Genomic DNA, 14,663 nt, shown 5'->3' with positions numbered 1-14,663 from the left:
AGAACGCCCGCCATGGACGAAGCCTTTAGCCACCAACTGTCGATGACCATCCTGATGACGCCCGATATGGCGAATTTCTCGGGCAATGTGCACGGCGGAACCATTCTCAAGTACCTCGACCAGGTTGCCTACGCCTGTGCCAGCCGCTACGCCGGCCAATACGTCGTGACCCTGTCGGTCGACCAGGTCGTGTTCCGCGAACCGATCCACGTCGGCGAACTGGTGACCTTCCTGGCGGCCGTGAACTACACCGGTCGCACCTCGATGGAAATCGGCATCAAGGTAGTCACCGAAGACATCCGCAGGAAGCTGGTGCGCCACACCAATAGCTGCTATTTCACGATGGTGGCCGTGGACGACCAGGGCGCGCCCACCGCGGTGCCGCCGCTGGCGCCGCGCAACCTCGAGGAAAAGCAGCGCTTCGAGGCCGCCAGCCTGCGCCGCGAGCTGCGCCAAGAGATGGAACGGCGCCATGATGAAATCAAGCGCGAAACCACCCATGAAGGATAAAAGCCCCCACGCCGCGCGCGCTAGCTGCCCCCCAAGGGGGCTGCCCGCCCTTGGGGCGGCCCCCTTGGGGGGCGGGCGGCTATTCTTGCGATGAGCGGCGTCCGGGTCGCAGGTGAGCGGACATGAAAACCGGGCCTTGAGGCCCGGTTCTTTTTGGCGACAGCGCAACGCGGCGCGTCATGCGCCCTCGGCCGCGCCCGGCGGGCGCGATGGCGGCGCCGTCACGGCCGGCTCGCGGTCGCGGCCGACCATGCGCTTGAGGCCCAGCCACTGCTGCGCCCAGAAGCCCTTGCCGTAGTCGCGGCCGCCCAGCTCCGGCTGCTGGTCATGAATGCCGGTGGGGCCGTAGCCGACGCCGAAGCGCGCCGAGCGGAACAGCACGTCCCAGACCGGGAACAGCGCGGCGAAGTTGTAGCCGCCGGCCGGCCCAGGCGTCGACGCGTCGTAGGCGATGGAATGGTGATGGCGGTGAAAACGCGGGCTGACCAGCAGGCGCTCGCCGATGGCGCCGAAGTGCATGCGCAGGTTGGCGTGCGAGAAGCTCTGCGCCAGTTGGGTGATGGCCACGATCGCCACGAACTGCGCGGGCGGCACGCCCACCAGTTGCGACACGAACACCACCACCACGTCGCGCAGCATGTCGTCCAGCAGGTGGTTGCGGTCGTCGCTCCAGATGGTCATCTGGCGCTGGCTGTGGTGCACCGCGTGCAGCGCCCAGAGCCAGGCGAAACGGTGCTGGGCGCGGTGGTACAGGTAGTCCACCAGGTCGAACAGCAGCAGGTAGATGATCAGGCTGACCCAGGCCTGGTCGGTCACGCCGGGCCAGTACTGGTCGAGCTGGAACGGCGCGAAGCCCCAGATGTGCAGTTGCCCGAAGATGCTGTCCCAGAACGGGTCGATGGTGAAGAAGAGCGCCAGGCGGAACAGGCCCAGGCGGTGGATCAGCGTGTAGATCACGTCGATGCCGATCTGGCGCCGGTCGGTGACAGGCTCGACCGGCCGCAGGCGCTGCAGCGGGCCGAACACCAGCAGCAGCACCACCACCTGCAACAGGCCGACCAGCAGCCACATGGTGGCGTCGTAGCCGTCCTCGATGAAATTGCTCAGGCCCAGGTGGAACAGCGCCGGCTGTACCAGGGCTTCGAACAGCCATTGCTGGCAGTTCCCGAACCATTGACTCAGCGTATCCATGATCAGCGATGCGTGGCGATCCAGTCGCGATAGGCAGGATGGGTATCCAACGTGGCAAAACAATAGCCCTTGCGCTGCAGGCCTTCAATCAGCGGCTCCAGCACGGCCGGGGCCCAGGGGTCCTGGCGCGACCAGATGCCCAGGTGCGCCAGCAGGATGTCGCCGGGCTTGATGGTGCGCAGCGCCTGCTCCAGCAGCTTGGCGTTGGGGTACTTGTCGCTGGGCAGTTCGTCGCCCAGGAAGCCGGCGGGCGCCCAGCCCACGTGCTCGAAGCCGCAGGCCTTGGCGGCGCGCAACAGGGCCGGCGAGGTCTTGCCGCCCGGCGCGCGGTACAGCGGCAGCATCTGCTTGCCCGTCATCTGGGTGAAACGGGCGGCGGAGCGCTTGATCTCGGCGCAGTACTGCTCGGCGGTCCAGGTCTGGCGCTTGCCCGCGTCGGGGCCGGCGCTGGGTTTGACGCGGAACTTGCCGCCCGGCAGGTCGCCCTGCCAATAGACGTGGTCGTAGGTGTGCGAGCCGAACACGTGGCCTTCGGCGGCGCGCGCCTTCCACCACGGCGCCCAGTGGTCGTCCAGGCTGCTGCCGTCGGTCAGGGTGCGCTCGTTGGCCAGGAAGAACGTGACCTTGACGTGGTGGCGCGCCAGCACGTCGGCGATCAGCGGCGCCACGCCCATGTGGCCGGTATCGAAGGTCAGGTAGACCGGCTTGTCACAGGTCGCCGGGGCCGCCGTGGCGGCCTGTGCCGCCAGCGCCAGGCAGACGGCGGCGGCCAGTTGCCGGTTAGCGGGTCGGCGCATGGTTCAGCGTCCAGACGCCGTGCGGCGACTTGCCGACGTTGACCTGCTTGACGACCTTCTTCTGCTCCAGGTCCACCACGGTGAGCTTGCGGGCCCAGCGCGAAGTGACCAGCAGGGTCTTGCCGTCGGCCAGCACGTCCATGCAATCGGGGCCGCCCGGCACCGGGAAGGTGTCGACCACGGCCAGCGTCTGCAGGTCGATACGGCTGATGGAGTTGGCAGTGCGATTGCTGACGAACAGATGGCGGTGGTCGCCCTGGGCGCGGAAGGCATGGGCGCCGGCGGCGGTCTTGATGCGCGAGATCAGCTTGGCCGGCCCTTTGCTGACGTCATAGGCCTCGACGTACGAATCGCCGGTCAGAGCCACCAGCAGCGTCTTCTGGTCGGGCGTCAGGAACACGTCGGCCGGCGTCTTGCCGACCGGGACGGTCCACTTGGGCGTCTGCGTGGCCAGGTCGATGGCGATGAGCTGGTCGCTGTCCTGCAGCGTGACGTAGGCCGTGGTGCTCTTGGCATCGATCATGATGTGGCTGGGCGTCTTGCCGGCCGGGATGCGCTTGACCAGCTTCAGGTCGAAGCCCTTTTCCAGCGGCTGCCAGGCATAGATGTCGATGTGGTCGAGGCGGTTGGCGGCCGTGACGAACCACTTCATGTCGGGCGAGAACTGCAACTGGTAGGGGTCGACGATGCCGGTCAGGGTGCGCTGCACCTCGCCGGTCTTGGGGTCCATCAGCGTGATCGAGTCGCCGGTGGCGTTGGCCACCATCAGCGACTTCTTGTCAGGCGTGAGATACAGGTGGTGCGGTTCCTTGCCGGTGGGAACACGCCGCATTTCGGTGTAGTTAGCCGGATCGACGATGCTGACATTCGCGTCCAGGGAGTTCAGGACAAAAATCGGGGCCGACACCGCGGCGGCGCTAAGCGCCATCCCTGCGCTGAAAATGGCGCAGCGGACAAAAAGCAAGGGATTCAATTTCCAGGTCCGACAAAAGGGGATCGGGCACCGATCCCGGCGGCTGCCATTTTGGCATAGCCGCCTGTCAAAAAACCGTAAGTCAGAGCCTCGCTGGCAAACCCGCGAGCTTGTTGCGACCCCGCAACAGGCGGGTGTTTGACCGATCGCAACAATCGCAAAAAATCGTTGCGCGCCAAGCGCTTGCCGACGCGCGCGGCCCCGCGCGAAGCACCCGTCCCAAAGCGTGGCGACGGGCACTTTGGTGGCCTTGACGAAGGCCAGCGCGTCGGCCACGACTACGCCGAAAGCTGTACTGGATAGCGCCCGGGCGCCGTCCTATACTGGATTGGCCCTTGCTGGACGTTCCTTTTCTCAAAGGAGACGCAACATGTACAGGCATCTGCTCATTGCCGTGGACGGCTCACTGCTGTCGGAATCGGCCTTCAAGAAAGCGCTCGTGTTCGCCAAGGAAATGAACGCGACCATCACCCTGCTGCGCGCCATCCCGGAAGACCACCTGACCGTCTATCAGGCGGAGATGCTGGGGGCTCACCAGGCCCAGCACACCGACCAGGCCCGCAAGAACGCCACCGCCTACCTCGAAGGACTGGAAACCGAGGCGCGCCACGCGCTGGTGCCCTGCGACACCGCCGTGGCGGTCAACGACCATCCGCACGAAGCCATCGTCGACACGGCGCAACAGCGTGGCTGCGACCTGATCGTGATGGGGTCCCACGGCCGCCACGGCATGACCGGCTTCCTGCTGGGCAGCGAGACCCAGCGCGTGCTGGCGCGCACCAAGCTGCCGGTGCTGGTGTACCGCTGAGATCCCCCTACGGCATGGCGGCCGTGGCCGGCGCATGCTGGAAGGTGAAGCTGTCGGCATAGACATGATCCAGGCTGGCGCCGCGCCCCGCCAGCAAGGCGGTCGCCTCGCTGATCATGGCCGGCGCGCCGCACAGGTAGATGGCGTGCTCGGACAGGTCGGCATGGTCGGCCAGCACCGCCTGCTGCACATGGCCGCGCCGCCCCTGCCAATCGGCGCCGGCGCGCGACAGCACCGGCACGAAATTGAATTCGTACAAGCGCCCCGCCCAGCTCTCGATCACGTCACGCAGATACAGGTCGGCCTCGGTCCGCATGCCCCAGTAGAGCGTCACTGGCGGGCAATCGTCATCGTCCAGCAGCGATTCCAGGATGGCCTTGATTGGCGCGATCCCGGTGCCGGTGGCCATCATGATCATGGGCCGCCAGTCTTGCTCGTGGTAGCTGAACACGCCCAGCGGCGCCTCGATCTCGAGCGCCGCCCCGGGCCGCGCCTGGCCCAGCCAATGGTCGGTATAGCGGCCGCCGGGAATACGGCGCACATGGAAATCGAGCCGGTTGGCGGCCGGCGCCGACGCCATCGAAAAACTGCGGGTGGCGCCGTCGGGCAGCACCACGTTCATATACTGGCCGGGCGCATAGTCCAGCGGCGTGTCCGGCGGCAGCGCCAGCGTCAGGTGGATGACGTCGTCGCACAGCGCCGTGATTTCCTGCACACTGGCCGCCAGCCGGCGCGGCTCGGCGAACGTGCGTGGATTCGGCACGCTGATGCACAGGTCGCCGCAGGGCCGCGCCTGGCACGCCAGGGCATAGCCCTGCGCCGCCTCTTGCGGCGTCAGCGCCATGGGGAATTCCTCATACGCAACGCGGCCTTCGGCCAGCTTGATGCGGCAGGTGCCGCAGCCGCCGAAGGTGCATTCGTGCGGCAAGCGGATCGCGGCGCGCTCGGCCGCCTGCAACACGGATTCATCCGGCTCGACCATGAAGGCCTGCCCGGTTTCGAGGATCTGCACGCGATATGCCATGACCGCCCGCCGCCTATTTCTTGATGTCGGCCTGCACCAGCACTTTCATGCCGCGCGGCTCCAGCAGTTCGGCCAGCGCGCTCAGCGCCGCCAGCCCCGCCTGGGTATCCTGCTCGCCATTGCCGCCGCTCAGGCCGACGCCGCCGATCACCTCATCATTGACCACGATCGGAAAGCCGCCCACGAACGCGGCGAACTTTCCCTCGAAGCTCCACTGAATGCCAAATGCCTCATTGCCCGGCAGCGCGGGGCCGTTGGGCGGGGTCGTGAACAGGTGCGTGGAGCGCTTGTGCCCGGACGCCGTGAATGCCTTGTTCCAGGCGATCTGCGGACCGGTGATGCGGGCGCCGTCCATGCGTTCCAGCGCTATCGGATAGCCGCCATCGTCGACGATGCACACCGATTCGAGCACGCCGATCTGCTCCGAGCGGGCGATGGCGGCCCGCACCATGAGGCGCGCTTCTTCAAGTTCCAGGCGATATATCTGCTTCATATCCTTGCTCCAGGTGGGCCGTCAGCCGGCGCGGTAGACGGTCTTGATCTGCGTGTAGAACTCCAACCCGACACGGCCCGATTCGCGGAACGTCGAGGTGCTGGAGCTTTTCAGCCCGCCGAATGGGGCGTTGATGAGGTTGCCGGTGGTAGTGCGGTTGATCTTGACGGTGCCGGCCTGGATGTCGCGGGCAAAGCGATGGGCATAGCGCGCGTCGGTGGTGGCGATGGCCGCCGACAGGCCGTATTCGGTGTCGTTGGCGCAGGCAATGGCCTCGTCGTAGCCATCCACCGCGATCAGCGCCAGCACCGGCCCGAAGATTTCCTCGCGCGCTATCCGCATCTGCTGCGTCACGTCGGTGAACAGGGCCGGTGTCACGAAATAGCCGTGGTCGAAGCCCGGGCCTTGCATGCGCTCGCCGCCGGTCAGATGGGTCGCTTCCTGCTTGCCCAGCGCGATATAGCTCAACACGGTATCGAGCTGCTTGCGCGTGGCCAGGGGCCCCAGGTCGAAATTGCCGTCCAGCCCATTGCCGATGGTCAGCTTGCCCATGCGCGCCAGCAGCTTGTCGGTGAACGCCGCCACCACCTTGCGGTCGACCAGCAGGCGGCTGGTGCCGGTGCAGGCTTGGCCGCTGAGCGAAAAGCCGCCCTTGACCGCCAGGTCCACCGCACGGTCCAGATCCGCATCGGCCAGCACGATCAGCGGGTTCTTGCCGCCCAGTTCCATCTGGGTGCGCGTGGTCAGGCCGGCGCCGCGATGGATCTGTTCGCCGGCGGCGGTCGAGCCGGTGAAGGAGATAGCGCGCACCTGCGGCGCGGTGGTGATGACCTGGCCCACCTTCGAGGCCGGGCCGGTCAGGAAATTCAGCACGCCAGGAGGCACGCCGGCCTCGACCAATGCCTCGGCCAGCCGGTAGCCGCTCAGCGGCGCATCGGACGAGGGCTTGAACACCACCGTGTTGCCGGTGATGAGGGCCGGCGCAATCTTGCGGGCGGGAATCGAAATGGGGAAGTTCCACGGCGAGATCACCGTGACCACGCCCAGCGGCTCGCGCTGGCTGTAGACCACCATGTCGGGATCGTCATTGACGAAAGTCTCGCCCGTGAACGACTGCCCTTCCACGGCGTAGAAGCGCAGGGTCTGGGCCGAGCGCAGCACTTCGTCGCGCGCCAGCGCCAGGCCTTTGCCCTCCTCGCGAGTCAATTCACGCGCCACGCTGTCGGCCCGGTCTTCCAGGATCTGCGCGGCGCGCAACAGGATGGCGGCGCGCTTGGAAATCGGCGTGTCGCGCCAGGCGGCGAACGCGTCGGCGGCGGCGGCCACCGCGCGGGCGGCATCGGCCGCGTCCGACTGCTGGAAGTGCCCCACCACGTCCGAGGTGTTGGCGGGATTCAGGTTGGGCGTCGTAGCGCCCGAGGCGCAGGCCACCCATTCACCGCCGATGTAGTTGAGAAATGCCTGCTGCGAGAGATCGTCCACGGAGGTCGTTCCTTTGCCGGGCTGGCCGGGATGCCCGGAAATTGGCCGTCTTAGGTAATTTCTGAATATTGTATACTTTAATCCGTTTGATTCGATCCGCGTAAACCCGCACCCGCGCTCAGCCCCAGATCAGCACGGCGCAGATGGTGGACACGCACAGCGCCAGCACGACCGGCAGCAACAACGCCCGCACCAGCGACAGCACATGCACCCGCGCGAACCCCGCCACCGCGATCAACGATGACCAGGCGATCAGCGTGCCACCCCCGGTCCACACCGCGCCCATCTGGCCAACCGCCGCCAGGGTCGCCGGGTCCACGCCCACCACCGGCCCCAGCGCGCCCGACAGCGTGCCGGTCAGCGGCAGGCCGGCGAAGCCCGACCCGTCGATGCCTGTGATCATGCCCACCAGCAACACGCCGAACGCCACCAGGAAATGGTTTTCCGGAATCAGGTGCTGGCCGGCCGAGATCACCTCGAACAGCAGGCCCGGCGCCTGCGCCTGGGGCACGCCCAGGATCTGCGCGGCCGTCTCGTTGGCGCCGATGAAGAAAAAGCCGGCGATCGGCAGCACCGAGCCCATCGCCTTGAAGGCGAACACGAAGCCGTCGGTGACGTGCTCCGGGCAGACGTCCAGCATCTTGCGCGGGCCTTCGGCGGCCAGCGTCACCAGCATCATCACCACAAACGCCACGCCGCCCACCAGCGCCGCCGCGTCGCCGCCGCGCAGCGCCGGCAGCGCCGGGAACAGCCGCGGCAGCACCATCACGGCGATCACGCCCAGGAAGGCCAGCGGCGTCACCACCGCGAACACGCGCGACCAGCGCACCCGGCGCCGCGCCTGCTCATCCAGTCCGGGGCCGCGCGGCAGCGCGGGATCGGCGCCCATGGTGCCGCGCGCCAGCTCGGCCTTGTCGAACGAACCCGAATGCTCGATCTCGGCCAGGCTGCCGTCCTGGGCCCGCGCCTGCCAGGCCGCCAGCAGGCCCGCGTCGGCCGGCACAATGTGCTTGCGGATCAGCAGATAGGCGGCGGTCAACGCCACCGCCCCGGTGATCAGCGACAACGCCAGCGCCCGGTCCGCCACCACCGCGGCACTGACGGCGGCGCCGGCGGCCTTGGCGCTGATGCCTGGCGCCACGCCGATCACGTAGTCCGACGACAACGCCATACCCTGGCCGGCGATGGCGATCGCCATGGCCCCGGCCAGCGGCGGCAGTCCGGCGGCGATGGCCGCGGGCAGCAGGATCGCCGACACCAACGGGACCGCCGGCGTCGGCCAGAAGAACAGCGAGATCACATAGGTACAGAGGGCGATGATCACGAACGACGAATGCCCGCCGCGCATCACCCGCCGGAATGGCTGCACCATGCGCACGTCCGCCTGCAGCGTCTTGAGCGCATTGAGCAGGGCGGTCATGAAGGTGATCACCAGGAAGATATTGAAGAGCTCTTTGGCGGCCACGAAGCTGGCCGAGAAAATCCCGATCAGCGCGCTGATCGGGTTGCCGGTGATGGCCAGCACCACCAGGAACGTGCCGATCACCGACGGCACCACCACGTTTGCCCGCAGGATCATCGTCACGATGATCGCGGCAACGCTGATCAGGTACATCCAGTGAGCGGCGTTGAGCACGACGTCCGATTGCATGCGCTATTCCCCTTGTCGACGTGGCTGTTAAGTCGCCACTTCGGTATACTATATTTCGTTATGCGCTATACCAATCGAAATATGCAGTGCCTAGGGAAAGCGATAATTCTGAAATTTCCATGAATACTTGTGGAAAATCAGTGCATTATGTTGGAGCGTCAGCCCAACATTGGTGCATCGCCAATTTTCAATCAGACTATCGTATACACAACAAGACTCAACTTCGGCATGGCAAGCTCCCTTCCCGATCTCTGGCATTACGCCGCCATGGCCGCGGTGGTGTTCGGCGCTGCGCTGGCGCAGGGGGTGGGCGGCATCGGCTTCGCCATGTTCGCCGCGCCGGTGGCGGCATTGTGCTTCCCGCAACTCGCGCCCGGCCCGCTATTGACCCTGGGCGGCTTCATTTCGCTGCTGACCGCCCTGCGCGAGCGCGCCGCCATCGACTGGCCGGCGGTCGCCTACGCGCTGGGCGGACGCGCCGCCGGCACGCTCATCGCCATTTACGCCATGGCCCGCTTCGCGCCGCAGACACTGGGCCTGCTGTTCGCCTGCATGATCCTGGCGGCCGTCGCCCTCAGCGCGGCCGGGCTGCGGTTTACCGCCACGCCCGGACGCGTCTCCGGCGCGGGCGTGGCCTCCGGCATCATGGGCACCATGACCTCGGTCGGCGCCCCGCCGATTGCCCTGGTGCTGCAGCATGCCGAGCCGGCGCGACTGCGCGCCACGCTTGGCATGGTGCTGTTTCTGGGTTCGATCTTCTCGCTGGCCATGCTCGCCTGGGCGCGCCGCTACACCGGTTACCACGCCGGCCTGGCGCTCAGCCTGGCGCCTTTCCTGCTGGCCGGCTTCGCGGTTTCCGGACGCCTGCGCCACCGGCTGCCGCCGCGCGCGGTGCGTGCTGCGCTGCTGGCGGCCTGCGCCCTGGGCGCGCTGGGCGTGATCGGCAAGGCCCTGTGGGCCGGTTGACGTCCGCACTTCCCGCCGCCGGCGCGCCGCCCGGTAATACAATGAAGACTGTATCCATTCCGCCAGACCTGCTCGCCATGACCACCACGCCCGTCAGCCCGCAAGCCGTAGACACGCAGTCATCTGCCCCGCTGAAAATCGGCGAGCAGCATCCGCAGTTGTTCGCGGTCATCCGCGACAAGCTGCGCGAGCGCATCCTCAGCGGTGAATTCACGCCGGGCGACCGCCTGGTCGAAGGACGCCTGTCCGAGGAAATGGGGGTGTCGCGCATCCCGGTGCGCGAGGCGTTGCGGGCGCTTGCGGCCGAAGGCCTGGTCACCATCGAGCCGCGCCGCGGCGCGTCGGTGTCGGTGCTGTCTGACGCGGTGGCCTATGACATGGTGGAAGTGCGCGCCACGCTCGAAGGCCTGAACGCCAAGCTGGCGGCGCAACGCCGCGACGACGAGACGGTGGCGCGCCTGCAGGCGTTCCTGCGCGAGGGCGCCGAGGCCGCGCGCGGCGAGCAGCTCGACAAGTTCCTGGCGCTCAATTCGCAATTCCACGAAATGCTGGCCACCATCGGCGGCAATGTGGTGCTGACCGACCTGATGCGTTCGTTGCGCGACCGCACCGCGCTGCTGTTCGCGCCCAGCAACATGCATCGCGCCAGGCAGAACTGGGATGAACACTCGCAGATCCTGAACGCCGTCATCGCCGGCAACGGCGACCTGGCCGCGCTACTGGCCAGCCAGCACGTGCACAATGCCGCCAAAGCCTATACCGACGCGCGCCAGGCGCATCCATCGGCCGCCGCCTGAATCCCGCGTCGGCGGCGAGCTCAGGGCGTCACGGGCGCCGGTTGTCCGGCGCCGTCGACCACCACGCCCTTGCCGTCGCGCACGACCCAGGACACCGCCACGTCACCCAGCACGAAAGTCTGGCAGGCCATGCGATAGCCGGCCTCGAAATCCTCGGGCCGCAAGTGCTTGCGCTCCTTGGGCTTGATGGCGTCCGTATGCTCCAACCCCTGCTCGATGCGGCACTTGCAGGTGCCGCACAGGCCACCGCCGCACTTGAACGGAATGCCGCCCTGTTCCTTGAGCGATACCCGCAGCAGGTTGCTGTTCTCGGGTGCGCTGGCCACTTTGCCGCCATTCGATAAAAACGTGATCTTGACCATGCTGCTCAATACTCCGCGGCGACGGGGCCGCAACGCCGCGTCAGGGTGGTTTGCATGCTGCCGAAACGGCTCAGGTGCGCCAGCTCGCGGCGGGCGGCCTCGAGCGAGGTGAACGATTCGAGAAACTTGGACGGCACGCGATTGACGATAAAGGGCGGTGTTTCCTCGGTCACCAGCAGGCGCGCCGGGCCCCGCAGGCGGGCGATGCTGAACACGGCGCGCGTCCTGCCATCGCAGGCGTAGTCATAGGTTTCGACAATCTCGCCCTGCGCGTCCAGCTCGGTGCGGTACACGCCGGGCTTGGACGTCAGGATCACGAACACGGCGTCATTCGCGTCGCGGGTCATGCGCGCTTCCTTTGCATCGGTTGGAATCGGAAATGCGGGACTGGGAACATCGCACGGCCCCCTGGCGCTAGCGTTGCGCCACCGCGGCGGCCGGCTCGCGCGCGGCCGCCGCCTCGGCGTCCTGCGCCAGCTCGATATCGTGGCCCAGCCACAACTGGCAGGCCAGCCGGTAGCCCGCATCGACGCGCTCGCCCAACTGCTTTTTTTCCTTCCAGTTCACCGGCGGCAGGTGCTCCGCCCCCGCCAGCACGCGGCAAGCGCATTTGGCGCATTTGCCCATGCCGCATTCGTAGCGCAGGTGGGGGAAGGGAAACTGCCGGATGCCGGCGCGGACCACCAGGTTGGCGTTGTCCGGCACCTCCCCGGTATAGGTCTGGCTGCCTTTGTGGAATACGACGGTAGGCATGGATCGGTTATCCGGTTGGGACCCCGCGGCAGCCCCCAAACGCTTGCGCGCGGGGGCTGCCGCGAATCGGGCATCAGGCCGCCAGGCCCAGTTCCGGCAGCGCGATTTCCTGCTGCACGTAATCGGTGTAGAGCGCGGTGGTGTACAGCAGCCGCATCTGCGCGCCAATCTCGCAGATCTTCAGGCAGCGCTGCTGCAGCTCGACCGTGTTGGCGTGTTCCAGCACGATCTGGTAACCGCGTTCGCCATGGATCTCGTCGGACACGATGTGCAGGTCGAAGAACTCGACCTCTTCGTCCGTGAAGCCATATTTTTCGCGCAGGGTCGGGGTCTGCTTGCGGTAGATTGACGGCACCTGCGATTCCAGGCCCACCACCAGGCCGGCCACGGCCACGATGGGGTCTTCGCGCATGGCCACGGCGTAGCACCAGCTTTGCAGCGCCCGGGTGGTGGGCGACATGTTGTCCGGATTGGTGACGCGTTCGCGGGTGGTGCCGCAAGCCTCGGCAAAGCGGATCAGCAGATCGGTATGGCGGTCGCCGCCGATTTCCTCTTCGTACATGTTCGCCAACAGGAAATCCTTGGCCTCGGTGTAGGTGTCGGGGGTGCGGGCATACAGGTAGCCCAGGTAGTCGGCGAACGGACCGACGTAGTGGTAGTGGTTCTCGGCCCAGCGCGCCAGGTGCTCGCGACTGAGCTTGCCTTCGGCCCAGGCAATGGAAAAGGGCGAGGCGTTGGCGCTCTTGCCCTTGATCGCGTTTTCCAACGCGGTGCGGAATTCATCTCGGTTCATCAGTTCTGCCATGACGCGCTCCAGGTCTGTGAGGGAGGGGCCGGCCGAAAACTTCGACCGATGCAGAACATTGTATACCGTCTACTGTTTTGATCGACTAGGGTATTCCCGTTGCCTTGGCAACCCACGGGAACTGTCCCTCTTCTATCAATGACTTGGATCAATACGGAGCGGTTGGAACCCAGGGTTTACCCTGGTACAATGAATACAATTTCAATGCAATCCGGAAATACCATGAACACCCGCCATCCCCTCGGAGACGCCCCGATCGGCCAGCAACTGCTGGCGCACTACGCCGACCGCGATGCCGTGCGCCACGCCACGCCCCTGTTCCCCTCGTCCTGGGCCGAATGCCTGGCTCCGTTCCGCAACGCGCGGCTGCGCCCGCAGGCAAAAGCCGCGCCGCGACGCGGCGAAGGCGCCCCCGTCGGCCAGGCCGGCTGAACCTGTCCGCGACCGGGCCGTCGACCCGCTTTCGGCCGCGTGCCGCGCAGGCGCGCGTCGTGAAAGTGTGAAACAGGAATCCGTCGCGCCCGGCGCGCCGCGGGTTCAGGACCGCGCGTCACCCGCTGCGGCGGACCCGCCGCCGTCTGCGCGCAAGCGCGCCCCGCCGTGCTGGCGCCGCAGCGCCGCCAGCAGCAACACCAGCAAGAACCCCAGCGTATAGGCCAGCATGTCCCACCAGTCCGGCACGCTGCCCAGGATCACGCGCAGCACCGGTTGCTCCAGGCGCCAGCCAAAGTGGCGCGCCAGGTACTGGCCCAGTTCGACGGCATAGCCGGTCAACAGCGCCGCCAGCGCCAACGGCAGCACGCCCGCGCGGATGAAGCTGCGGTACACCAGATAGGCCCAGCCGACCGCCACCACGTCACCCACGAAGCCGCGCAACAGCGGATAGGGCTTGCCCAGAGTGGCAATCAGGGCCTCCACGACGGTCACGGCCAGCAGCGCGGCAAAAGCCGATCGGTTGAAAGTCAGTCTCATTGCAACGCCAGGCGCCCGCGGCGCGCAAAACACGGTTATTGAAACGGCCGATGCAACTGCTAACGTACTTTTCAGGCCGGCAAGCGTAGCCTGATTCCACCACGCCGCAGGCGAGGGTACTAGAAAACAGAGGAGACAAGCATGAGCGCATTCGATCCGGATGGGCGCCGACGCTTTCTGCGCCAGGCCTGCGCCCTGGGCGCGACCGGCACGCTGGCCGGCCACGCCCTCACCAGCCTGGCGGCCCCGGCCACCGTCACCCTGCCTTTCGCCAACGGCGAGCGCGACCTGGTCGCCTATCCGCAGAAGCGCCCCCTGATCCGGCTGACCTCGCGGCCCCCGCAACTGGAAACACCGTTCGCGGTCTTCAATGAAGACCTGATCACGCCCAACGACGCCTTCTTCGTGCGCTACCACCTGGCCAATATCCCCACCGCCATCGACCCCGCCGCCTACCGGCTGCGCATAGGCGGAATGGTGGCCAGGCCGCTGGAACTGTCGTTGGCCGACCTGAAGCAGCAGTTCGGCGCGCCAGTCGAACTGGTCGCGGTCACGCAGTGTTCCGGCAACAGCCGCGGCTTCTTCGAACCGCGCGTGGGCGGCGGCCAATCGGGCAACGGCGCCATGGGCAATGCTCGCTGGCTGGGCATCCCGCTCAAGCGGGTGCTGGATAAAGCCGGCATCAAGGCCGGCGCGCAACAAGTGACATTCGAAGGCATGGACCGGCCGGTGCTGCCAGGCACGCCCGAGTTCATCAAGGCTTTGGACGCGGCCCATGCGCTCGACGGCGAGGTGATGCTGGCCTATGCCATGAACGGCGCCGACCTGCCCATGCTAAACGGCTATCCGGTGCGACTGGTGGTGCCGGGCTACTACGGCACCTACTGGGTCAAGCACCTGGCAGACATCAAGGTGCTTGACCGGGAATTCGACGGTTTCTGGATGCAGAAGGCCTACCGTATCCCCGACAACGACTGCGCCTGTACGCCACCGGGCAAGGCCCCGGAAAAGACCCGTCCGATCGGGCGCTACAACGTGCGCAGCTTCATCACCAGCCTGGCCGATGGCGACCGCGTCGC

The 14,663-nt window shown here is 66.8% G+C and carries 18 protein-coding genes; 6 read left to right on the top strand and 12 right to left on the bottom strand.

Annotation, left to right across the window (positions count from 1 at the left end; all coding sequences use genetic code 11):
- Nucleotides 1-12: 12 nt before the first annotated feature.
- Nucleotides 13-510: an acyl-CoA thioesterase gene (locus tag AC6LKG_RS09905; protein WP_498164157.1), complete on the top strand. Its 498-nt coding sequence runs from the start codon at nt 13-15 to the stop codon at nt 508-510.
- A gap of 177 nt (nt 511-687) precedes the next feature.
- On the opposite strand, the gene AC6LKG_RS09900 is transcribed toward AC6LKG_RS09905, so the two are convergent.
- From AC6LKG_RS09900 to AC6LKG_RS09890, 3 genes are read right to left on the bottom strand one after another with little or no spacing between them, the layout of a single operon-like run.
- Nucleotides 688-1,701, bottom strand: a complete 1,014-nt coding sequence (locus AC6LKG_RS09900) for a sterol desaturase family protein (protein ID WP_498164156.1) — start codon at nt 1,699-1,701, stop codon at nt 688-690.
- 2 nt (nt 1,702-1,703) lie between these two features.
- Nucleotides 1,704-2,498, bottom strand: a complete 795-nt coding sequence (locus AC6LKG_RS09895) for a polysaccharide deacetylase family protein (protein WP_498164155.1) — start codon at nt 2,496-2,498, stop codon at nt 1,704-1,706.
- Complete coding sequence (locus AC6LKG_RS09890; RefSeq protein WP_498164154.1) at nt 2,482-3,426, bottom strand: YVTN family beta-propeller repeat protein; 945 nt, start codon at nt 3,424-3,426, stop codon at nt 2,482-2,484. The genes AC6LKG_RS09895 and AC6LKG_RS09890 overlap by 17 nt, the downstream gene beginning before the upstream one ends.
- A 415-nt stretch (nt 3,427-3,841) precedes the next feature.
- On the opposite strand from AC6LKG_RS09890, the gene AC6LKG_RS09885 reads away from it, so the two are divergent.
- Nucleotides 3,842-4,279, top strand: coding sequence for a universal stress protein (locus tag AC6LKG_RS09885; protein ID WP_498164153.1), 438 nt, complete (start codon nt 3,842-3,844; stop codon nt 4,277-4,279).
- A 7-nt stretch (nt 4,280-4,286) separates the two neighbouring features.
- Here the strand turns inward: AC6LKG_RS09885 and AC6LKG_RS09880 are convergent, their stop codons facing one another.
- The 4 genes from AC6LKG_RS09880 to AC6LKG_RS09865 form a co-directional block, all read right to left on the bottom strand.
- A complete protein-coding gene (locus tag AC6LKG_RS09880; protein ID WP_498164152.1) occupies nt 4,287-5,303 on the bottom strand; it encodes a 2Fe-2S iron-sulfur cluster-binding protein in 1,017 nt (338 codons plus the stop codon).
- A 13-nt stretch (nt 5,304-5,316) separates the two neighbouring features.
- Entirely contained in the window at nt 5,317-5,796 is a 480-nt protein-coding gene (locus AC6LKG_RS09875) for a GlcG/HbpS family heme-binding protein (RefSeq protein WP_498164151.1), read from the bottom strand.
- A gap of 21 nt (nt 5,797-5,817) precedes the next feature.
- Entirely contained in the window at nt 5,818-7,278 is a 1,461-nt protein-coding gene (locus AC6LKG_RS09870) for an aldehyde dehydrogenase family protein (protein ID WP_498164150.1), read from the bottom strand.
- A gap of 118 nt (nt 7,279-7,396) precedes the next feature.
- A complete protein-coding gene (locus AC6LKG_RS09865; protein WP_498164149.1) occupies nt 7,397-8,929 on the bottom strand; it encodes a hypothetical protein in 1,533 nt (510 codons plus the stop codon).
- A gap of 228 nt (nt 8,930-9,157) precedes the next feature.
- On the opposite strand from AC6LKG_RS09865, the gene AC6LKG_RS09860 reads away from it, so the two are divergent.
- Together AC6LKG_RS09860 and AC6LKG_RS09855 are read left to right on the top strand one after the other, a co-directional pair.
- Nucleotides 9,158-9,895, top strand: a complete 738-nt coding sequence (locus tag AC6LKG_RS09860; protein ID WP_498164148.1) for a sulfite exporter TauE/SafE family protein — start codon at nt 9,158-9,160, stop codon at nt 9,893-9,895.
- A gap of 77 nt (nt 9,896-9,972) precedes the next feature.
- Nucleotides 9,973-10,692, top strand: a complete 720-nt coding sequence (locus AC6LKG_RS09855; protein ID WP_498164213.1) for a GntR family transcriptional regulator — start codon at nt 9,973-9,975, stop codon at nt 10,690-10,692.
- Between the two features lie 20 nt (nt 10,693-10,712).
- Here AC6LKG_RS09855 and AC6LKG_RS09850 read toward each other — a convergent pair whose 3' ends face one another.
- The 4 genes from AC6LKG_RS09850 to AC6LKG_RS09835 all read right to left on the bottom strand — a co-directional run bounded on the left by AC6LKG_RS09850 (nt 10,713) and on the right by AC6LKG_RS09835 (nt 12,612).
- Nucleotides 10,713-11,063 (bottom strand): 2Fe-2S iron-sulfur cluster-binding protein, encoded by a 351-nt coding sequence (locus tag AC6LKG_RS09850; RefSeq protein ID WP_498164147.1) that lies wholly within the window; start codon nt 11,061-11,063, stop codon nt 10,713-10,715.
- Nucleotides 11,060-11,401, bottom strand: a complete 342-nt coding sequence (locus AC6LKG_RS09845; RefSeq protein ID WP_498164146.1) for a ferredoxin — start codon at nt 11,399-11,401, stop codon at nt 11,060-11,062. The genes AC6LKG_RS09850 and AC6LKG_RS09845 overlap by 4 nt, the downstream gene beginning before the upstream one ends.
- A 67-nt stretch (nt 11,402-11,468) precedes the next feature.
- Nucleotides 11,469-11,807, bottom strand: a complete 339-nt coding sequence (locus tag AC6LKG_RS09840) for a 2Fe-2S iron-sulfur cluster-binding protein (protein ID WP_498164145.1) — start codon at nt 11,805-11,807, stop codon at nt 11,469-11,471.
- 73 nt (nt 11,808-11,880) lie between these two features.
- The gene (locus AC6LKG_RS09835; protein ID WP_498164144.1) at nt 11,881-12,612 is read right to left on the bottom strand and encodes an iron-containing redox enzyme family protein; all 732 of its coding nucleotides are present in this window, start codon (nt 12,610-12,612) and stop codon (nt 11,881-11,883) included.
- Between the two features lie 222 nt (nt 12,613-12,834).
- Between AC6LKG_RS09835 and AC6LKG_RS09830 the strand changes: the two genes are divergently transcribed.
- Nucleotides 12,835-13,044, top strand: coding sequence for a hypothetical protein (locus AC6LKG_RS09830; protein WP_498164143.1), 210 nt, complete (start codon nt 12,835-12,837; stop codon nt 13,042-13,044).
- Nucleotides 13,045-13,149: 105 nt separating this feature from the next.
- Here the strand turns inward: AC6LKG_RS09830 and AC6LKG_RS09825 are convergent, their stop codons facing one another.
- Complete coding sequence (locus AC6LKG_RS09825) at nt 13,150-13,584, bottom strand: DUF2809 domain-containing protein (protein ID WP_498164142.1); 435 nt, start codon at nt 13,582-13,584, stop codon at nt 13,150-13,152.
- 141 nt (nt 13,585-13,725) lie between these two features.
- Here AC6LKG_RS09825 and AC6LKG_RS09820 point away from each other — a divergent pair.
- The coding region (locus AC6LKG_RS09820) for a molybdopterin-dependent oxidoreductase (protein WP_498164141.1) at nt 13,726-14,663 on the top strand (938 nt) is incomplete at its 3' end.

The organism is Achromobacter sp. 46006, from assembly GCF_059761975.1.
This window is presented reverse-complemented; position numbering and strand designations above follow the sequence as displayed.

What these genes read in the sequence shown, in the direction of transcription:
- AC6LKG_RS09905 (WP_498164157.1), top strand. Translation starts at nt 13, where the DNA reads ATGGACGAAGCCTTTAGCCACCAACTGTCGATGACCATCCTGATGACG.
- AC6LKG_RS09900 (WP_498164156.1), bottom strand. Translation starts at nt 1,701, where the DNA reads ATGGATACGCTGAGTCAATGGTTCGGGAACTGCCAGCAATGGCTGTTC.
- AC6LKG_RS09895 (WP_498164155.1), bottom strand. Translation starts at nt 2,498, where the DNA reads ATGCGCCGACCCGCTAACCGGCAACTGGCCGCCGCCGTCTGCCTGGCG.
- AC6LKG_RS09890 (WP_498164154.1), bottom strand. Translation starts at nt 3,426, where the DNA reads ATGGCGCTTAGCGCCGCCGCGGTGTCGGCCCCGATTTTTGTCCTGAAC.
- AC6LKG_RS09885 (WP_498164153.1), top strand. Translation starts at nt 3,842, where the DNA reads ATGTACAGGCATCTGCTCATTGCCGTGGACGGCTCACTGCTGTCGGAA.
- AC6LKG_RS09880 (WP_498164152.1), bottom strand. Translation starts at nt 5,303, where the DNA reads ATGGCATATCGCGTGCAGATCCTCGAAACCGGGCAGGCCTTCATGGTC.
- AC6LKG_RS09875 (WP_498164151.1), bottom strand. Translation starts at nt 5,796, where the DNA reads ATGAAGCAGATATATCGCCTGGAACTTGAAGAAGCGCGCCTCATGGTG.
- AC6LKG_RS09865 (WP_498164149.1), bottom strand. Translation starts at nt 8,929, where the DNA reads ATGCAATCGGACGTCGTGCTCAACGCCGCTCACTGGATGTACCTGATC.
- AC6LKG_RS09860 (WP_498164148.1), top strand. Translation starts at nt 9,158, where the DNA reads ATGGCAAGCTCCCTTCCCGATCTCTGGCATTACGCCGCCATGGCCGCG.
- AC6LKG_RS09855 (WP_498164213.1), top strand. Translation starts at nt 9,973, where the DNA reads ATGACCACCACGCCCGTCAGCCCGCAAGCCGTAGACACGCAGTCATCT.
- AC6LKG_RS09845 (WP_498164146.1), bottom strand. Translation starts at nt 11,401, where the DNA reads ATGACCCGCGACGCGAATGACGCCGTGTTCGTGATCCTGACGTCCAAG.
- AC6LKG_RS09840 (WP_498164145.1), bottom strand. Translation starts at nt 11,807, where the DNA reads ATGCCTACCGTCGTATTCCACAAAGGCAGCCAGACCTATACCGGGGAG.
- AC6LKG_RS09835 (WP_498164144.1), bottom strand. Translation starts at nt 12,612, where the DNA reads ATGGCAGAACTGATGAACCGAGATGAATTCCGCACCGCGTTGGAAAAC.
- AC6LKG_RS09830 (WP_498164143.1), top strand. Translation starts at nt 12,835, where the DNA reads ATGAACACCCGCCATCCCCTCGGAGACGCCCCGATCGGCCAGCAACTG.
- AC6LKG_RS09825 (WP_498164142.1), bottom strand. Translation starts at nt 13,584, where the DNA reads ATGAGACTGACTTTCAACCGATCGGCTTTTGCCGCGCTGCTGGCCGTG.